17 protein-coding genes are annotated in these 14,591 nt (G+C 57.6%); 11 read left to right on the top strand and 6 right to left on the bottom strand.

Going from position 1 to position 14,591, the window contains the following annotated elements; translation table 11 throughout:
* The first annotated feature begins 202 nt into the window (after positions 1-202).
* From JJO78_RS05490 to JJO78_RS05500, 3 genes are all read left to right on the top strand, one after another.
* The gene (locus JJO78_RS05490; protein ID WP_075195862.1) at positions 203-1,645 is read left to right on the top strand and encodes a phospholipase D-like domain-containing protein; all 1,443 of its coding nucleotides are present in this window, start codon (positions 203-205) and stop codon (positions 1,643-1,645) included.
* A gap of 142 nt (positions 1,646-1,787) precedes the next feature.
* A complete protein-coding gene (locus JJO78_RS05495; protein WP_075195863.1) occupies positions 1,788-2,189 on the top strand; it encodes a PA2779 family protein in 402 nt (133 codons plus the stop codon).
* 12 nt (positions 2,190-2,201) lie between these two features.
* Complete coding sequence (locus JJO78_RS05500; RefSeq protein WP_075195864.1) at positions 2,202-3,194, top strand: PA2778 family cysteine peptidase; 993 nt, start codon at positions 2,202-2,204, stop codon at positions 3,192-3,194.
* Here JJO78_RS05500 and JJO78_RS05505 read toward each other — a convergent pair.
* Positions 3,188-3,865 (bottom strand): class I SAM-dependent methyltransferase, encoded by a 678-nt coding sequence (locus tag JJO78_RS05505; protein ID WP_075195865.1) that lies wholly within the window; start codon positions 3,863-3,865, stop codon positions 3,188-3,190. The genes JJO78_RS05500 and JJO78_RS05505 overlap by 7 nt on opposite strands.
* 137 nt (positions 3,866-4,002) lie before the next feature.
* Between JJO78_RS05505 and JJO78_RS05510 the strand changes: the two genes are divergently transcribed.
* From JJO78_RS05510 to JJO78_RS05520, 3 genes are all read left to right on the top strand, one after another.
* On the top strand, positions 4,003-5,037 hold the full coding sequence (locus JJO78_RS05510) for an AraC family transcriptional regulator (protein ID WP_174447640.1): 1,035 nt from the start codon (positions 4,003-4,005) through the stop codon (positions 5,035-5,037).
* Positions 5,038-5,326: 289 nt separating this feature from the next.
* A complete protein-coding gene (locus tag JJO78_RS05515) occupies positions 5,327-7,138 on the top strand; it encodes a choice-of-anchor D domain-containing protein (RefSeq protein WP_127400820.1) in 1,812 nt (603 codons plus the stop codon).
* Between the two features lie 99 nt (positions 7,139-7,237).
* The gene (locus tag JJO78_RS05520; RefSeq protein WP_007151916.1) at positions 7,238-8,062 is read left to right on the top strand and encodes a DUF6160 family protein; all 825 of its coding nucleotides are present in this window, start codon (positions 7,238-7,240) and stop codon (positions 8,060-8,062) included.
* Positions 8,063-8,119: 57 nt separating this feature from the next.
* Here the strand turns inward: JJO78_RS05520 and JJO78_RS05525 are convergent, their stop codons facing one another.
* Positions 8,120-8,437: a putative signal transducing protein gene (locus JJO78_RS05525; RefSeq protein WP_036204490.1), complete on the bottom strand. Its 318-nt coding sequence runs from the start codon at positions 8,435-8,437 to the stop codon at positions 8,120-8,122.
* A gap of 77 nt (positions 8,438-8,514) precedes the next feature.
* A complete protein-coding gene (locus JJO78_RS05530) occupies positions 8,515-8,892 on the bottom strand; it encodes a thiol-disulfide oxidoreductase DCC family protein (RefSeq protein ID WP_075195868.1) in 378 nt (125 codons plus the stop codon).
* 107 nt (positions 8,893-8,999) lie between these two features.
* Here JJO78_RS05530 and JJO78_RS05535 point away from each other — a divergent pair, with 107 nt between their 5' ends.
* The 4 genes from JJO78_RS05535 to soxR all read left to right on the top strand — a co-directional run bounded on the left by JJO78_RS05535 (position 9,000) and on the right by soxR (position 11,625).
* Entirely contained in the window at positions 9,000-10,226 is a 1,227-nt protein-coding gene (locus JJO78_RS05535; protein ID WP_273623063.1) for an RNA polymerase sigma factor, read from the top strand.
* Between the two features lie 79 nt (positions 10,227-10,305).
* A complete protein-coding gene (locus tag JJO78_RS05540) occupies positions 10,306-10,665 on the top strand; it encodes a YciI family protein (protein WP_007151921.1) in 360 nt (119 codons plus the stop codon).
* A gap of 16 nt (positions 10,666-10,681) precedes the next feature.
* Complete coding sequence (locus JJO78_RS05545) at positions 10,682-11,035, top strand: DUF1428 domain-containing protein (protein ID WP_036204482.1); 354 nt, start codon at positions 10,682-10,684, stop codon at positions 11,033-11,035.
* A gap of 116 nt (positions 11,036-11,151) precedes the next feature.
* The gene (gene soxR / locus JJO78_RS05550) at positions 11,152-11,625 is read left to right on the top strand and encodes a redox-sensitive transcriptional activator SoxR (RefSeq protein WP_051946623.1); all 474 of its coding nucleotides are present in this window, start codon (positions 11,152-11,154) and stop codon (positions 11,623-11,625) included.
* A gap of 6 nt (positions 11,626-11,631) precedes the next feature.
* Here soxR and JJO78_RS05555 read toward each other — a convergent pair whose 3' ends face one another.
* Positions 11,632-11,958 (bottom strand): ArsR/SmtB family transcription factor, encoded by a 327-nt coding sequence (locus JJO78_RS05555; RefSeq protein WP_036204480.1) that lies wholly within the window; start codon positions 11,956-11,958, stop codon positions 11,632-11,634.
* A gap of 102 nt (positions 11,959-12,060) precedes the next feature.
* Between JJO78_RS05555 and JJO78_RS05560 the strand changes: the two genes are divergently transcribed.
* Entirely contained in the window at positions 12,061-13,077 is a 1,017-nt protein-coding gene (locus tag JJO78_RS05560) for a permease (RefSeq protein ID WP_126810421.1), read from the top strand.
* Between the two features lie 13 nt (positions 13,078-13,090).
* On the opposite strand, the gene arfB is transcribed toward JJO78_RS05560, so the two are convergent.
* Both arfB and JJO78_RS05570 read right to left on the bottom strand, forming a co-directional pair.
* Positions 13,091-13,504, bottom strand: coding sequence for an alternative ribosome rescue aminoacyl-tRNA hydrolase ArfB (gene arfB / locus JJO78_RS05565; protein WP_075195873.1), 414 nt, complete (start codon positions 13,502-13,504; stop codon positions 13,091-13,093).
* Positions 13,498-14,490: a CobW family GTP-binding protein gene (locus JJO78_RS05570; RefSeq protein WP_127400818.1), complete on the bottom strand. Its 993-nt coding sequence runs from the start codon at positions 14,488-14,490 to the stop codon at positions 13,498-13,500. The genes arfB and JJO78_RS05570 overlap by 7 nt, the downstream gene beginning before the upstream one ends.
* Positions 14,491-14,591: the final 101 nt, after the last annotated feature.

Consider the following 14,591-nt stretch of genomic DNA (forward strand, 5'->3'; position numbering starts at 1 on the left):
TAAATGATTGATCCAGCAAGTTTAGAAAGTGAACGCCGGCAGCGATAGTTCCAGAAGAACGTTTTTTGTAAGTGTTTGTTTACCTGGGACCACGATCACGTCGCGACCATTATTAACCCAGGATGACAAGGGTGTAAGGACGGCACAGGTTCCGGTGCAGTATAGTTTCGTCTTTGGACCTTTTCCGTCAGGAAGTACGACGATGACAGTGAAGTTACTGATCGGCCTGGTTATTCTGACCATCACAACAACCGGTTTTTACCACACATTGAAGCCCCTGCCGCCGGGGATAGGTTACGAGGGCACAGTCCATCCTCTGACGAATGCCAGGCTTCTCACCGACAGGACCCTGCATTTCGGCAACGAGGAACCGCGGCTGGACCAGGAAATTTTCGACGAGGCCCTCAACATGATTTCGGCGGCTCGCCGTTTTGTTCTGGTGGATATGTTCCTCTTCAACGGCACCCGCGAGGAAGGCAGCCGTCAGCGGCCATTGGCAAGGGAGTTGACTGACGCCCTGCTCAAGCAACGCAAGGCGAATCCGGATGTGCGTATTGTCGTTATTTCCGATCCCATAAACACCGTATACGGTGGTACGGTCTCGCCCTACTTCCAGCAACTAAGGCAAGCAGGCATTCCGGTAATAGAAACCAGGTTGGAGCGCCTTCGTGACAGCAACCCCACCTGGTCCGGCCTGTGGCGCTTCTGTTGTCAGTGGATGGGCAACTCCGCGACCGGGGGCTGGCTGCCGAACGCACTCGGTGAGCAGCCGGTCACCCTGCGCAGTTACCTGGCCCTCCCCAACTTCAAGGCCAACCACCGCAAGGTTCTGATCACCGACAACGCAGAGGGCTTTAACGCCCTGGTGACCTCTGCCAACCCCCACGATGGCAGTAGCCGGCACAGCAACATCGGCCTGCGATTCGGAGGGCCAGCCGTGGCCGATTTGCTGCTCAGTGAGCGTGCCGTTCTGGCGATGTCCGGTGCAGACACCGAGGTGGTGGACGAAATGATCAGCAGCCTGCCTCAAGCCGCAGCCGGCATCGCTTCGCTCGATACCATCCAGGTCGTCACAGAATCGGCCATAAGGACAACCGCGAGAGACATCATTGGCACCGCAAAGGCAGGCGACAGGCTGGATCTGGCCATGTTCTATCTGTCGCACCGAACGTTACTGGAAGAACTGAAAGAAGCCCACGAACGCGGTGTCGAAGTGCGGATACTGTTAGACGCCAACAACGATGCTTTTGGCATGGAAAAAAGCGGCATACCCAACCGGCAGTCGGCCATGGAGCTTAATGGCGCCGGCATTACCGTACGTTGGTGCAACACCGAAGGTGAGCAGTGCCACAGTAAATTACTGATCAGGCGCGACAGCCACGGCAACGCTCAACTGCTGCTCGGCTCGGCCAACTTCACCCGCCGCAACCTTGACGACCTGAACCTTGAAACCAGCGTACTCGTGCGCTCCAACGTGCACTCAGAGATCGTGCGCAAAGCGGCCGGCTTCTTCGATGAGCAATGGAACCACGGCCCGGGCGAAACACCGGTAATGAGCCTGCCTTACAATGCCTGGGCCGATGAATCCCGGATACGGTATTGGCAATACAGGCTGATGGAGGCAACGGGACTGTCCACATTTTAAGTTTCCGTCACCATTAGGAACCTGGGACGCCGAAAACGCGTGCTACTATTAGGTCAGCTTGAATGTCGGATGTAGCCGTCGGCTACATCGCAGGCAGCAACCGGAAAGACCGCTTCTTGAACGAAAATAACAGGAGAGTGTAATGCAAACCCTGAGAAACCATCTGCGGTACGTATCGTTTGTCATGGCCATCATGATGGCTTTCGGCTCCGTTTGGGCATCGTCCGCCTCGGCGGGCATGGTTGGAACCGGTGAACTGCTGACCGAGCAACGCACGGATCTGGACCGCCAGTCACTGCTCAACATGCTTGAGCGGGATGAGGTAAAGGAGAAACTGGCGGAAATGGGCGTTAGTCAGGAGCAGGTTGAACAGCGCATACAGAACCTGACGCCGGAGGAGTTGTCGTCGTTTGAGCAACAGTTGGCGGAGGCTCCCGTTGGCGAGGGCGTTGTCGGGATCATCGTTCTGTTCCTGCTGGTGTTCATCATCACCGACATGCTGTGCGCCACCAATATCTTCCCGTTCATCAACTGCATCCGGTAGCGCAATAGCTCCGTGATCCGTCCTACCCAGTTGCACCTGCTGCGAGTCGTTGTCAGTCTCTTACTGGCAACGATTCTGGCGGGCTGCGCCAGCCGCCCCCAATGGCCCGATACCCCTGCCCTGAACACGGCCGGTGTTGACCAGCGGAAAGTGCTGGACCATGTTCCCTTCCACGCTCAGGAACTGTACCAGTGCGGCCCGGCGTCCCTGGCCATGATGCTCAACAGCCAGGGCCTGAACACCAACCCCGCCGTACTGAAGGAGTTGGTATACCTGCCTGCCCGCCAGGGCAGCCTGAAAGTTGAAATGGTGTCCGCCGCCCGATCCCATGGCTTACTGGTCTACCCGCTGGACGGTTCGCTCAAGAGCCTGTTGGAGGAGATAGCCTCTGGCCACCCGGTGCTGGTGATGCAGAATCTGCGATTCGATTGGTGGCCACAATGGCATTTTGCCGTGGCGATTGGTTACGACGCCAGCGACCGCTCCATCATCCTTCACACCGGCACCCAGGAGCGGCACGAGCAGGCACTGGAAGTGTTCATGGCCACATGGGACCGCGCAGACAATTGGGCCGCGGTCATCCTGCCGCCCGACCGACTACCTGCAACGGCGCAGCCCCTGCGCTATCTGACATCCGCCAACGACCTGGAAACCACCGGCAGGACCATCGCTGCCACTGAAGCCTATCGAACGGCCGAACAGGCCTGGCCAGACCAGCCGGCTGCCATCATGGGGCAGGGAAACATTGCCTGGCAACAGGGCCAGGTGGACCTGGCCGCGCAACATTTCCTGAGACTGACCGCCAAATTCCCGAACCTGGCCGCAGGCTGGAACAACCTGGCCCACGCACTGGCCACCCAAGGCTGTGCCACGGCATCAAGGACCGCAGCGAGCTGTGCCAGCGCCATCGATCCAGAGCGTTTCGACGGCAATGTCCAGAACGACAGCGACAGACCCCGTCCCGTCGAGTGCCCTGCACTGGACTGCCCTACCCCGATTCACTGAATCTTCTGGAACAGCGCGACGTCCTTGGCCGGAACCTCCAGGCGCCACCCATACCTCCGGGCCAACCAGGCCATAGTGAACTCCCGATAAAACACAACGTGGGTTGGGTCCCGCCGGTAATGCCAGTTGGCAAATAACTGGTCGTCTGTCTGGAAGCAGGTCATCACACCCAACCAGCCACCCGGTTTCAGCAGCCTGTCCAGCCGACGGAACGTATCCGCCGGGCGATGAAGGTGTTCCACCACCTCCGTGCAGGATACGAAATCATACTGGCGGTCCAGAACAGACGTTTCCGGATGAAAGAAGGGATCATAGAGCGACATGTCCATGCCCGCTTCCCGCAGTATCCCGGCCAGCGCCGGGCCGGGGCCACAGCCAAAGTCCAGGCCGCGTGCACCCGCTTCCAGCCTTTCGAGTAACGGCCTGGTCATCTTCGAAAGAAAGCGGCGATAGCCCTCATCTTCCGGATGATTGTCGTGAAGGTTGTAGATATCCCTTTCCCGGCGCTCGTCCAGCCAGCAAGACGAGTCCATGACTGTGGCCTCACAGGTTTCACAACGATAATACGGTATGCCTTTGATGGTCTGGAACGGCACCAGTGAGCGTGTTTCACACACCGGACAGGGCACTTTCAATGGGCGATCTCCTGCAAAATCTAACGAATGTTTCATTGTCATTTCCGGCCATCACACCAGAACCGTGACCGGTGAGCAAAATCGACCCGAGCAACCCTGCCTATACTGGGCCAAGACAGAGTAAACAACTGTGCGCTGAACGCGACAGTTCCAGTTCAATAAGGCTACCTCTCATGGAACGAACGGTGGAAACGTCCAGCCCGATGGCGCTCGAAGTGCCGCTGATCTCGGCACGCTACGCCCGACAGTTTATTCGGTTTATGGAGCGCAAGGGCGTTCGGCGCCACGCCATCCTTGGAGATACCGACATTTCCAGCGATATGCTGGACGATCCCGATGCGAGTCTTTCCATGGGGCAGGTCCGGCAACTGCTGGGCAAGGCGGAGTGGCTGATGGGCGACGAGAGGGCGGCCTTCCAGTTCGGCCAGCAACTGGACCTCCCGGCCCACGGATTACTTGGCTTCGCCGTGCTCGGCCAGGAAAACCCCCGGCGACTGATCAGCATGATTGTACAGTACTTGCGCGTGGGCCTGCCGCTGATGGACATGGACCTCAGTTCAACTGGATCCACTTTCAGGATACAACTGATCGACAATTGGGGCCTTGGCGACTTACGCCCCTGCCTCACCAAAATATATATGGGCAGCATCCATCGAATTTCATCCCAGGTGTGCAATCACTTCTGTTTTGAGTTCGATTTCGACTCGTCCCTGGAACCCGAGCAGTGGCGCAGCATTGCTGCCGACTGCGAATTTCGCTTCAACGCTCCGGCGAGCCAGGTCACCATGCCTTTGTCCGGCCGACCTGTTCGCAACGACGATACCGGCCTGGAATTCATCCTGGCCAACGCCCGCTCACGAGAGCGGGAACCGTCAGAACAGGCCGATGAAACCGTCATGCAGGTGCGGGAGATGATCATGAGCCAACCGGGCCGCCCCTGCACCATGGACAATCTTGCACGTCGGCTCGACATGAGTCCCCGCACCCTGCGACAGCACCTGTCGACCGCAGGCACCTCATTCAGAGTGCTCAGAAACGAGATACGTCAGAACTTTGCCACTCTGTACCTCACCGATACAGTCATCCCACTCGATTCCATTGCTGAGAAGCTGGGGTTCAGCGACCAGGCCGGTTTTACCAAAGCCTACCGCTCCTGGACGGGCCAGACGCCCGGTGATGTCCGCCGGCAGGCCCGCGACCGTAAATAGCTCTCATCCTCAAAGTGCTCTCGCTCCTGATAGCCCGCACTGAATGATTTTCGGGATTTGAAGGGCGTCACGAAATTGGAATTTCCCCGGCTCTCTCTCCGCTTTGAACAAAAACCTTGCCGGCCTTAGCAATGACCCGAACCGCTCGGCGACGGCCTAATGGCACTGCGTGGAGATAGTAACCTCCGCGCAGTCATAAAGGGACACATTGCAAGACCGATACAGCAGTCCTCATCGGTGATTTCTGCATACCCACACAACAAAGATTGAAACCCTAGAGGACGAACTCATGAAACTCAGGAATCCCAACAAAAGCGTCCGCACGCTCGGTACTGCGATAGCAGCCGCGGCGCTTATGACCGGTGGTGGCAATGCCTTTGCCGAACCGGTGTCACTGGAACTGGAATTCACCTGCCCGTTCCCGTTGATTGGCGAACAGCCCATTCGAGCGCAAATCAGTGCCGATGTACCCACCCAGGCAACCGTGGGGCAACCCACACCAGAGTTCACGGTGGATGCCCTGACAACGGTGAATGAAGATTCCAGGCTGGGCCTCAAGCTGGTGGGTTCCGCCACCATTGAAGGCACCGCCACCAATGAAACCATTGTTGTCACGCCGAGCCGTGAGATTGACCTGACGGTACCGCTGACCATTCCCCAGTCGCCCATTCCCGATGAAACCGGCGAATTTACCGTTCCGGCTCAGGGCACTTCCCCGGCCATCACCTTCACCGAGGATGATGTTGGCGAGGCGGTCATTAGCATCGGTGGCCTTACACTCGACATGATCGCCCGTGTTGAGAACGGCGATATTGCGCCTGCGCCCATCGGCGAATTTACCTCCGAGTGTGTTCAGAACGCCGGCCAGGACAACATTCTGCAGACCGTGCAGGTGGTTCCCGACGAGCAGTTTGAACCCCGTATCGCGGTCAGCCCGGAAAACATCGACTTCGGCAACGTGCAGGCCGGCACCACCGCGGAAGAGGTGGTTACCATTTCCAACACCGGCCAGGCAGAACTTGGCATTAACAACATCAGCCTTGGTGGTGCGGACGCAGCAGCGTTCACCCAGACCAACAGCTGTACCACTGTTGCTGCCGGCGAAAGCTGCGACGTCAACGTCACCTATATCCCCGATGGCGAAGGTGACCAGAGCGCTACTCTGAGCATTGAATCCGGCGACGCCGAGAACCCTGTGGTGGACGTACCGCTGACAGGTACCAGCGTGCTCGCGCCCGTTCCGGAAATCAGCGTTACGCCTGCTGACGTCAGCTTTGGCTCGGTGATGCTCGGTGAAACTGCCACCGCACAGGTCACCATTGCCAACGAAGGCAACGCATCGCTGATGATCAACGCCATTGAGATCGCCGGTACCAACAGCAGCGATTTCACCCAAACCAACGACTGCACAACCGTGGCACAGGATGGAAGCTGTACCGTTGAAATCAGCTTCATGCCGTCTGCCGCCGGTGGACGCAGTGCGACGCTCAACATTGCCTCTGACGACCCTGAAACCCCGGACGTCTCCGTGGCCCTGAGTGGTCAGGGTAACGATGGCAGCGACGACGTGCTCGAGGTGCTTCTGGATCTGGAAGGACAGACCGACATCAACGCTTCCGGAAGCTCTCTGCCTCTCTCAGGCAGCATTGCAACGCAACTGGAGCTGGCAACCGGTATGTTCGAAGCAGATCTTGCGCTTGACCCCACCCAAGGACAATTCAAGATCCCGCTGCTGTTCAAGAGCTTGACGGCCAACGCGAAAGTGACGTTCGAACAGGCTGACATGACAACGGGCACGCTGATAGACGGCAACCTGACGGCCAACTCCTCGCTGTATGTGGAAGTACCGAAGGTAACCGTACGCCTGTTCGGCCTGGAAATTCCGGTAGGTGGTGGCAAGGATTGCCGCACGGCGGATCCGGTCAACATCGAGCTGGCTTCGGTAGAAGGCACCAACTTCTCGCTGTCCGAGGGCGGCGATGTGACTGGCAACTACACACTGCCTCCCCTGCAGAACTGCGGTCCGCTGACCGACGTTCTCAACCAGTTCCTCGCCGGTCCGGACAATGGCATTGATCTGACATTGACCCCGAACCTCTGAGGGAAGTAAGGGAGGCCCCCAGAGGCCTCCCGGTTTGCCGGTAGCCGCACTTTCGGGTGCCGGCAAACCACCATAACAACACCAGGAAGGATGATAACAATGAAAAGCCTGAAGCAATCAGCGTTAGTGTTAGCCATCGCGGGCCTACCCCTGAGCGGGTATGCCGAACTCAAACCACTGCACGACGCCGACATGGGCCAGATTACCGGCCAGGCCGGCGTTACCATTGAACTCGAAACCCAGGTCACCATGGACGAGTTCACCTACACCGATGAAGGCACGCTGGGCATCAGCGACATCTTCATTGGCGGTGCGGATCGCATCGACATGTTCGAGGAATTCACCTCCGGGCGCGATGCCATTTTCGGCACCAGCAGTACGGATCTGATCGACAACATCAAAATTGAACTGGATGTCGCCGACGATGGCGATGCCATTATCAACGTATTCCCCATCACCGCACGGCCCGTGGACTTCGCCGTACGTACCGGCGCCTGGGAACTGCGGGGCAACGGCGGCGAGAGCACGTTGTTGGCGGACAACTTCTCTGCGGAGGGTCTTATACTCCAGGCCCAGGCAACCGTGGATACCGACACGGACACCCTCAACCTGACCACCCGGTTCGCCATCGATGAGCTGGAACTGGATGTGCCCTTCATGGCAGTGGGGATTCGTGACATGCGGATTACCGGCGCTGGTTACGATCCGGACAACCCTTCACTTCTGCCACTGTTCACACTGGTGGACATGGACATCTACAAGGATGCAAATGCGGCGGGTACCGACAGCCTGGCGATCGACATCAACACCTTTGAAGCCGATATGTCCATCGGCCAGGTGCTGGTGGGAGGCACCTCCATTGGTTCGGTGGGATTGGATGATCTTGCTATCCGCAACACCTCCATGCGGGTGTACGGGCACTGACACCCGGCATCGCTCTCCGGGCGCAAGCCCGGGGAGCCCCCAATCTCCGACCGGTCGCTACAACGCGCCAAAGAGCACCACCATCACGACCGCCAGGAACAGCAGAAACCAGGTGGCGTAACGGTTGGCCCGATCCTCTCCATGGGCAGACGCACTCTCCGGGGCATTTGCCGATTCGTATTCAGCGACCAGGGTACGAGCCAGGACGTAATCTTCATCCTCGACATGGACATTGGTAAATCCCGCGGCACCTATCTCGCCCATGGCCCCTTGCAGGTAATGACCGCCAACATGACACTCGATGCCTCTGGACTGCAGGAGGCCGGCGACGATATGGGCTTCGGCCAGATCTCGGGCGCGATACGCTATTTGCATTGGCAGGCTCCGGTCACTTCCAGGAATGTCTTAATTGAACCCTAGCCTGCTTCACGACATTCGTCGATTCTCGCGGGTTATTTTGGCAGTCGACCGGTCCTCTCCAGCCGTTCACCCACCCAGCGGTGATAAAGCTTTGCGAGTGCCGGGCGAATCACCGGTAAGCCAATCAGCCATGCCAGTGGCTTCAGCAACCACACCCGCAACATCAGCAAAATGTAGGCATCCAGTTCCCGATGAATGTTGCCCCGGCCATCTTCAACATGCAGTTCCTGAAGTGCTGCAACCGGGTCAATACCCAGCTGTTTCAACTCTTCGTCACGACCGGTGATATCAACCCACTCGACAGCGTCACCGGTTCGGCCCGCCAGCCGTTCATAAAATTTGCGATCCCTCACACAGCTTGGACAGGCGCCATCATAAAATACCCGAAGCCGATCTTCTGATGCGGTCATAGCCCTCTCCATTTGTTGCATCGCATTCACTTGATTACACGATAAAACAATGATTACTGTTATCAAAACAAACAGAAAATCGCCGCAAGGGACCAGGTGTAGCGACTATGACCATAGCCAGCCGTATCAACGCGCTTTACCAAACCGAGTCACGCCGGGTGCAGGCCACGCTCATTCGCCTGCTTGGCGACTTTGACTTGGCCGAGGAGTCCATGCAGGAGGCCTTCGCCGCTGCGGTGAAACAGTGGCCTGAACAGGGCATTCCTGACAATCCTGCGGCTTGGCTGATCAAAACCGGCCATCGACGCGGCATTGACCACATTCGCCGGCGACAGACCGCCCGGGATAACCTTTCCCGCGTCGCCGAGGACGAGCCCTACACCCCAGAGCCGGACACCGACCACATTGATGACGACCTGCTGCGGCTGATTTTCACCTGTTGCCACCCAAGCCTTGCCATCGAGGCCCAACTGGCACTGACGTTGCGCGAGATATGCAGCCTTACCACCGAACAGGTCGCCAGCGCCCTGCTGCAGAAACCCACCACCACAGCGCAACGAATTGTCCGCGCCAAGCGCAAGATACGTGAAGCGAATATTCCCTACGAAGTTCCGGAACGAAAGGAGCTCCCTCAGCGCCTGCAGAGCGTCCTGAAGGTCGTCTACCTGATCTTCAACGAGGGTTATTCCTCCAGCGAAGGCAACACCGTCGTCAACATCAGCCTCGCTGGCGAGGCCATTCGCCTGGCCAAACTACTGGCCGAACTGTTGCCGGATGGGGAAGTCTTCGGCCTGTTGGCGCTGTTGCTCCTGCACGATTCACGGCAGCATGCGCGCCAGGACGCGAATGGCGAACTGATAACCCTGGAGGACCAGAACCGTACCCTCTGGGACCAGGAGCAGATTCGCTCCGGACTGGCCTGGCTCGCCCGAGCCCTGGAACTGACACCAGCGGCACCCTATACCCTTCAGGCTTCCATCGCCGCCGCCCACGCCAAGGCCGCCACCGCTTCGGATACCGACTGGGCCCGTATCGCCAGGCTATATCAGGCTCTCTATCAACGTCAGCCATCCCCGGTCATTGCCCTGAACCACGCCGTGGCGGTGGCCATGCGAGACACACCGGAGGAAGGCCTGAAGCTGCTCGACCAGTTGGCCGGCCACAAAGCCATCCAGAGTTACTACCTCTATCACGCCGCACGCGCCGATCTCTTTCGCCGTTCAGGCGACCTCGCAGGCGCCCGCACTGCTTATCAGAGAGCATTGACCCTCACGCAACAGGGGCCGGAACAACGCTACCTGAGCCGACGGCTGACGGCTCTCGACAGCGCGTGATAAAAAATTTTCCCGGGCTGTCGATTCAGCCACCTTCCGTACGACATACAGATAACCACACGCAAAAAGGGAGATTCACATGAAGTACGTGGCTCTGGTGTACTACCAGGAAAGCATCATCAACAACATGACGGAACAGGAGTGGCACGACCTCAACCAGGAGTGTATTGCCGGCGTGGAGAAGCTCACCAGTCAGGGCAAGTTTGTAACCGGCCAACCTCTGCAGCCCATCGACACGGCTACAACGGTGAGAGTCAGGGACGACGAGGTGCTGATCTCAGACGGCCCGTTTGCCGAAACCAAGGAACAACTGGCGGGCTTCTACCTGCTGGATGCCAACGACCTGAACGAGGCTCTGCAACTCGCGAGCCGTATCCCCCCTGCGCGCTTTGGCAGCATTGAAGTCAGGCCCGCGCGCGAACTTCCTCCCAAGGACTGATACCAGGAGATTCAACATGACGTATGTCGACGGATTTGTAGCGGCGGTCCCCACCGCCAACAAAGAGCAATACATCAAACACGCCAGCGATGCGGCCGTGGTGTTCAAGGATCACGGCGCCCTCAAACTGGTGGAATGCTGGGGTGACGATGTGCCCGACGGCGAGGTCACATCGTTCCCCATGGCGGTGAAGTGCAAGCCCGATGAGACGGTGGTGTTTTCCTGGATACTCTGGCCCTCACGCGAGGCCCGGAACAGGGGCATGCCAAAAGTGATGGAAGACCCCCGTATCCAGGCGGATGTAAATCCCATGCCCTTCGATGGGAAACGCCTCATTTATGGCGGATTTGAAACGGTTGTGGACGAGTAGTCTACCCCAGCCGTTTCAACGCGTTCTCGATGGGCGACACCACCAAGCCAGGTTCGACAGCAGCTTAAAACCTGAAGTAAACTTGAGGTCAACAAGTCCAGCGATTGGAGTTGGCTATGGTGAGCATAGAAAACGGAGAAATTAAAACCGCTCTGAGCGTCGGCGAGGTTGCTGAGCGCAGTGGAGTCGCAGTCTCAGCCATACACTTCTATGAGAAGAAAGGACTGATCGACAGCTGGCGCAATGCCGGAAACCAGCGACGTTTCCATCGGGGCGTGTTGCGTCGGATCGCCGTTATCAAAGTAGCGCAACGGCTTGGCATTCCGTTGTCGGAGATCGGCGAAACCCTGGCAACCCTGCCAACCGACCGCACCGTGACATCCCAAGACTGGCAGCGGCTCTCCGAGCAATGGAAGTCCGATCTGAATCACCGCATAGAGTTACTGGTCGGACTTCGGGATCAACTCACAAGCTGCATCGGCTGCGGCTGCCTGTCCATCGACGCCTGCCGGCTACGCAATCCCTGGGACGAGCTTGGCGATGAAGGCCCCGGCGCGAGATTGCTCGATAGCGACGCTCCCGAGAAATAGACGTTATCAAGGCTGCTTTCCGCTCTCTGTAGCAGGTTTTTCCGATTCATGTCCCACACAGCACTCCTCCTTGAGAAACCCGGTCAGTGCTTCCAGTAGTTCGAAATTTGGCAAGCAGGTAATAACACGGCTGTGCTTCACCTGCTTGATAAGACCCGCGTTGGCCATGCGCGACAGATGGTGAGAAAGAGTTGACCCGGGAATTCCAAGCTGGCGCTGCACATCGCCGACGGACGCGCCGTCGTGGCCCGCCTTCACCAGATACCTGAAAATCGACAGCCTGTGAGTATTTCCAAGCTCTGCGAGACACATAGCCGCTTCTTCATTTGTCATAGCCATCACTCTTAATTCGATAATTCTAGAAACTTACTTGACAGCAAAGCCAAGCGCAATTTAGATTTATATTTCCATATATCTAGAAATATAGAGGTTACCATGTCACAGGAAATGCAAGACACCCTGGGGATGTTCGCTTTTCTCGCCCTGGAATTATCAGCCCTGTTCCTATTGATCAGCTATCTCGTTGGAGTGCTGCAACGTTATGTGCCGCAAGAGAAGATCGCAGCCGCGCTCAGCGCCCGGCGCGGCAAAAGCTATTTGTATGCCGCTCTGCTGGGAGCGATCACCCCCTTCTGCAGCTGTTCCACAATTCCCTTACTGAAAGGGCTTATCCGTGCCCGTGCCGGGTTTGGGCCGATGATGGTTTTCCTCTTCGCGTCCCCCTTATTGAATCCGGTCATCGTGGTGCTGCTGTCCGTCACGTTTGGCCTGAAGCTAACCGGTATTTTCGTTACCTTCGGCCTGCTGGTCTCCGTTATTGCCGGATGGGTACTGCAACGCCTGGGATTCGAGCGATATCTGCTCAACGTCGATACCGTTAAGGGTGGTTGCTCAGCGGCATCCGGCAACGCCGGGTCCACGAATACGGAACCCTCCTGTTCCGGCGGCAGCTCCGGGGCAAGCAGTTCCATTACATACAGCAGCCAGGGGTACGCTATTCCCGTCGTGTCCTACTACGAATCACTTCTCGGGGATATCCGTGCCGGGAAATTCAACGGTTTATGGAACGAAACCTGGTCGGATTTCAGAAAGGTGCTGCCATACCTGATAGTGGGTATCGCGGTCGGAAGTGTTATCTACGGTTTTGTTCCAGCAGACCTGCTCGCTGCGTATACAGGCGACGACAACCCCTTTGCCATACCGATTGCAGCGGTTATTGGCGCGCCCCTCTACATCCGTGCCGAGGCGGTCATCCCATTGGCAGCGGCCCTATTGGGTAAAGGTGTCAGCGCTGGCGCGGTGATGGCTTTGATCATTGGCAGTGCAGGCGCCAGCCTGACAGAACTGATCCTGTTGAAGTCTCTGTTCCGCTGGCCGCTCGTGGCTGTCTTCCTGGCGGTGGTAATAGGCATGGCAATCAGTGCCGGCTATGCAACCTTTTTGCTGTACTGAACACGCCCGATACTTACAACGGGACCTTCCCCCGCAAGGCCTTGGTTTTCCCCTTGCGGGTCTTTTTGTCCACGCGCCGTCGCTGTGATCCCTTGGTGGGGCGCGTGGGTCGGCGGGCTTTCTGCTGCTTTACCGCGTCCTGAATCAAGGCTTTCAGGCGTTCAAGGGCGTCTTCCTTGTTCAGCTCCAGGGTGCGAAATTTCTGCGCCTTGATGACAATCACACCTTCCTTGCTAATGCGCTGATCGGACAGTCGCATCAACCGCTCTTTATAGAACGGTGGCAAACTGGAGTTGAGGACGTCGAAGCGCAGGTGAACGGCGGAGGCTACCTTGTTGACGTTTTGGCCACCGGCGCCCTGGGCCCGGATCTGGGTAAGCTCGATCTCCCAGTCCCCCAGTTCCACCGCATTGGAAATTTTCAGCATGACAGGCCCGTTTTCTCGATAGATTCACGCAGGCTGGCATCCAGCTCATCAACGTCCAGGCTTTGCTCGCTAATGACTTCGAGACGGGACAGTTCTCGTGGTTCGCACTCAGATACCGACAGCGCGCCGTCCGCCATATTGATCGTCCGCCAGCCATCACTGGTTTGAGCCACAGCCTTGAACCGGACAAAACGGCTATCGAGCGATAATGCCAGCAGAGCGGTTTCTGAAAAGACCGTGTCTGGATGGACACGCCAGCCCACGCTGAAATGCCCCTGCCCACGGTTGCTGACCCGCTGCCACGGTTCGTCCTGGATATCGGGAACCGGCGAGGCTTCCGAAGAGGCATGGTGATGATGCGCGTGGGGCGTACTGACCTCGGAGAGCGCGGTCTCCCCGTCGAGCCAGGCGGATTCCAACCGGCCTTTCCGGGTGTGGAAAACAGCCGTCTTTTCCGGCTGCAGCTCGGCCACCCAATGATCAAACCGGTCAACCTGCTCCGGTGTGCAAAGGTCAGTTTTATTGGCGATCACAATATCAGCTGCCGCAACCTGATCCTGAAACTGTACGTTTTCCAGAACCTTTTGCTCCTCAAGCCTTCTCGGGTCGACCAGGCAAAGCACGGGGCCCAGTTGAAGCACATCCTGATAATGCTCTCCCGTCAGGGTTTCAATAATCTGGGAGGGATGCCCAAGGCCCGTGGGTTCAATCAGCAACCGGTCTGGGCGGGCTTTATGAATCAACTGGTTGAGTCCGATTTGCATCGGTAACCCGGCCACGCAACACATGCAGCCTCCTGGCACTTCCCGCACGAAAGCACCTTCGGTTTCCAGCAAGGCGCCATCAATGCCCACTTCGCCAAACTCATTCACCAGAACCGCCCACACCTCCCCTTCCGGCTTTTTTTTCAGCAGGTCCAGTATGGCGGTGGTCTTTCCCACGCCCAGAAAGCCGAGCACCAGATTGGTGGGTATTGGTGAAGTCATAGATCGCCCGTGTCGTTCATTGAAAAGGTCGGCAGAACATAGTGTTATAACATAACACTGTAGTATTCCCCTAATACCCGCTGCGATTCGCCCGCTGATAC

Source organism: Marinobacter sp. DS40M6, assembly GCF_028581595.1.
Lineage (GTDB): Bacteria > Pseudomonadota > Gammaproteobacteria > Pseudomonadales > Oleiphilaceae > Marinobacter > Marinobacter salarius.

What these genes read in the sequence shown, in the direction of transcription:
- JJO78_RS05490 (WP_075195862.1), top strand. Translation starts at nt 203, where the DNA reads ATGACAGTGAAGTTACTGATCGGCCTGGTTATTCTGACCATCACAACA.
- JJO78_RS05495 (WP_075195863.1), top strand. Translation starts at nt 1,788, where the DNA reads ATGCAAACCCTGAGAAACCATCTGCGGTACGTATCGTTTGTCATGGCC.
- JJO78_RS05505 (WP_075195865.1), bottom strand. Translation starts at nt 3,865, where the DNA reads ATGAAACATTCGTTAGATTTTGCAGGAGATCGCCCATTGAAAGTGCCC.
- JJO78_RS05510 (WP_174447640.1), top strand. Translation starts at nt 4,003, where the DNA reads ATGGAACGAACGGTGGAAACGTCCAGCCCGATGGCGCTCGAAGTGCCG.
- JJO78_RS05515 (WP_127400820.1), top strand. Translation starts at nt 5,327, where the DNA reads ATGAAACTCAGGAATCCCAACAAAAGCGTCCGCACGCTCGGTACTGCG.
- JJO78_RS05520 (WP_007151916.1), top strand. Translation starts at nt 7,238, where the DNA reads ATGAAAAGCCTGAAGCAATCAGCGTTAGTGTTAGCCATCGCGGGCCTA.
- JJO78_RS05525 (WP_036204490.1), bottom strand. Translation starts at nt 8,437, where the DNA reads ATGCAAATAGCGTATCGCGCCCGAGATCTGGCCGAAGCCCATATCGTC.
- JJO78_RS05530 (WP_075195868.1), bottom strand. Translation starts at nt 8,892, where the DNA reads ATGACCGCATCAGAAGATCGGCTTCGGGTATTTTATGATGGCGCCTGT.
- JJO78_RS05535 (WP_273623063.1), top strand. Translation starts at nt 9,000, where the DNA reads ATGACCATAGCCAGCCGTATCAACGCGCTTTACCAAACCGAGTCACGC.
- JJO78_RS05540 (WP_007151921.1), top strand. Translation starts at nt 10,306, where the DNA reads ATGAAGTACGTGGCTCTGGTGTACTACCAGGAAAGCATCATCAACAAC.
- JJO78_RS05545 (WP_036204482.1), top strand. Translation starts at nt 10,682, where the DNA reads ATGACGTATGTCGACGGATTTGTAGCGGCGGTCCCCACCGCCAACAAA.
- soxR (WP_051946623.1), top strand. Translation starts at nt 11,152, where the DNA reads ATGGTGAGCATAGAAAACGGAGAAATTAAAACCGCTCTGAGCGTCGGC.
- JJO78_RS05555 (WP_036204480.1), bottom strand. Translation starts at nt 11,958, where the DNA reads ATGACAAATGAAGAAGCGGCTATGTGTCTCGCAGAGCTTGGAAATACT.
- JJO78_RS05560 (WP_126810421.1), top strand. Translation starts at nt 12,061, where the DNA reads ATGTCACAGGAAATGCAAGACACCCTGGGGATGTTCGCTTTTCTCGCC.
- arfB (WP_075195873.1), bottom strand. Translation starts at nt 13,504, where the DNA reads ATGCTGAAAATTTCCAATGCGGTGGAACTGGGGGACTGGGAGATCGAG.
- JJO78_RS05570 (WP_127400818.1), bottom strand. Translation starts at nt 14,490, where the DNA reads ATGACTTCACCAATACCCACCAATCTGGTGCTCGGCTTTCTGGGCGTG.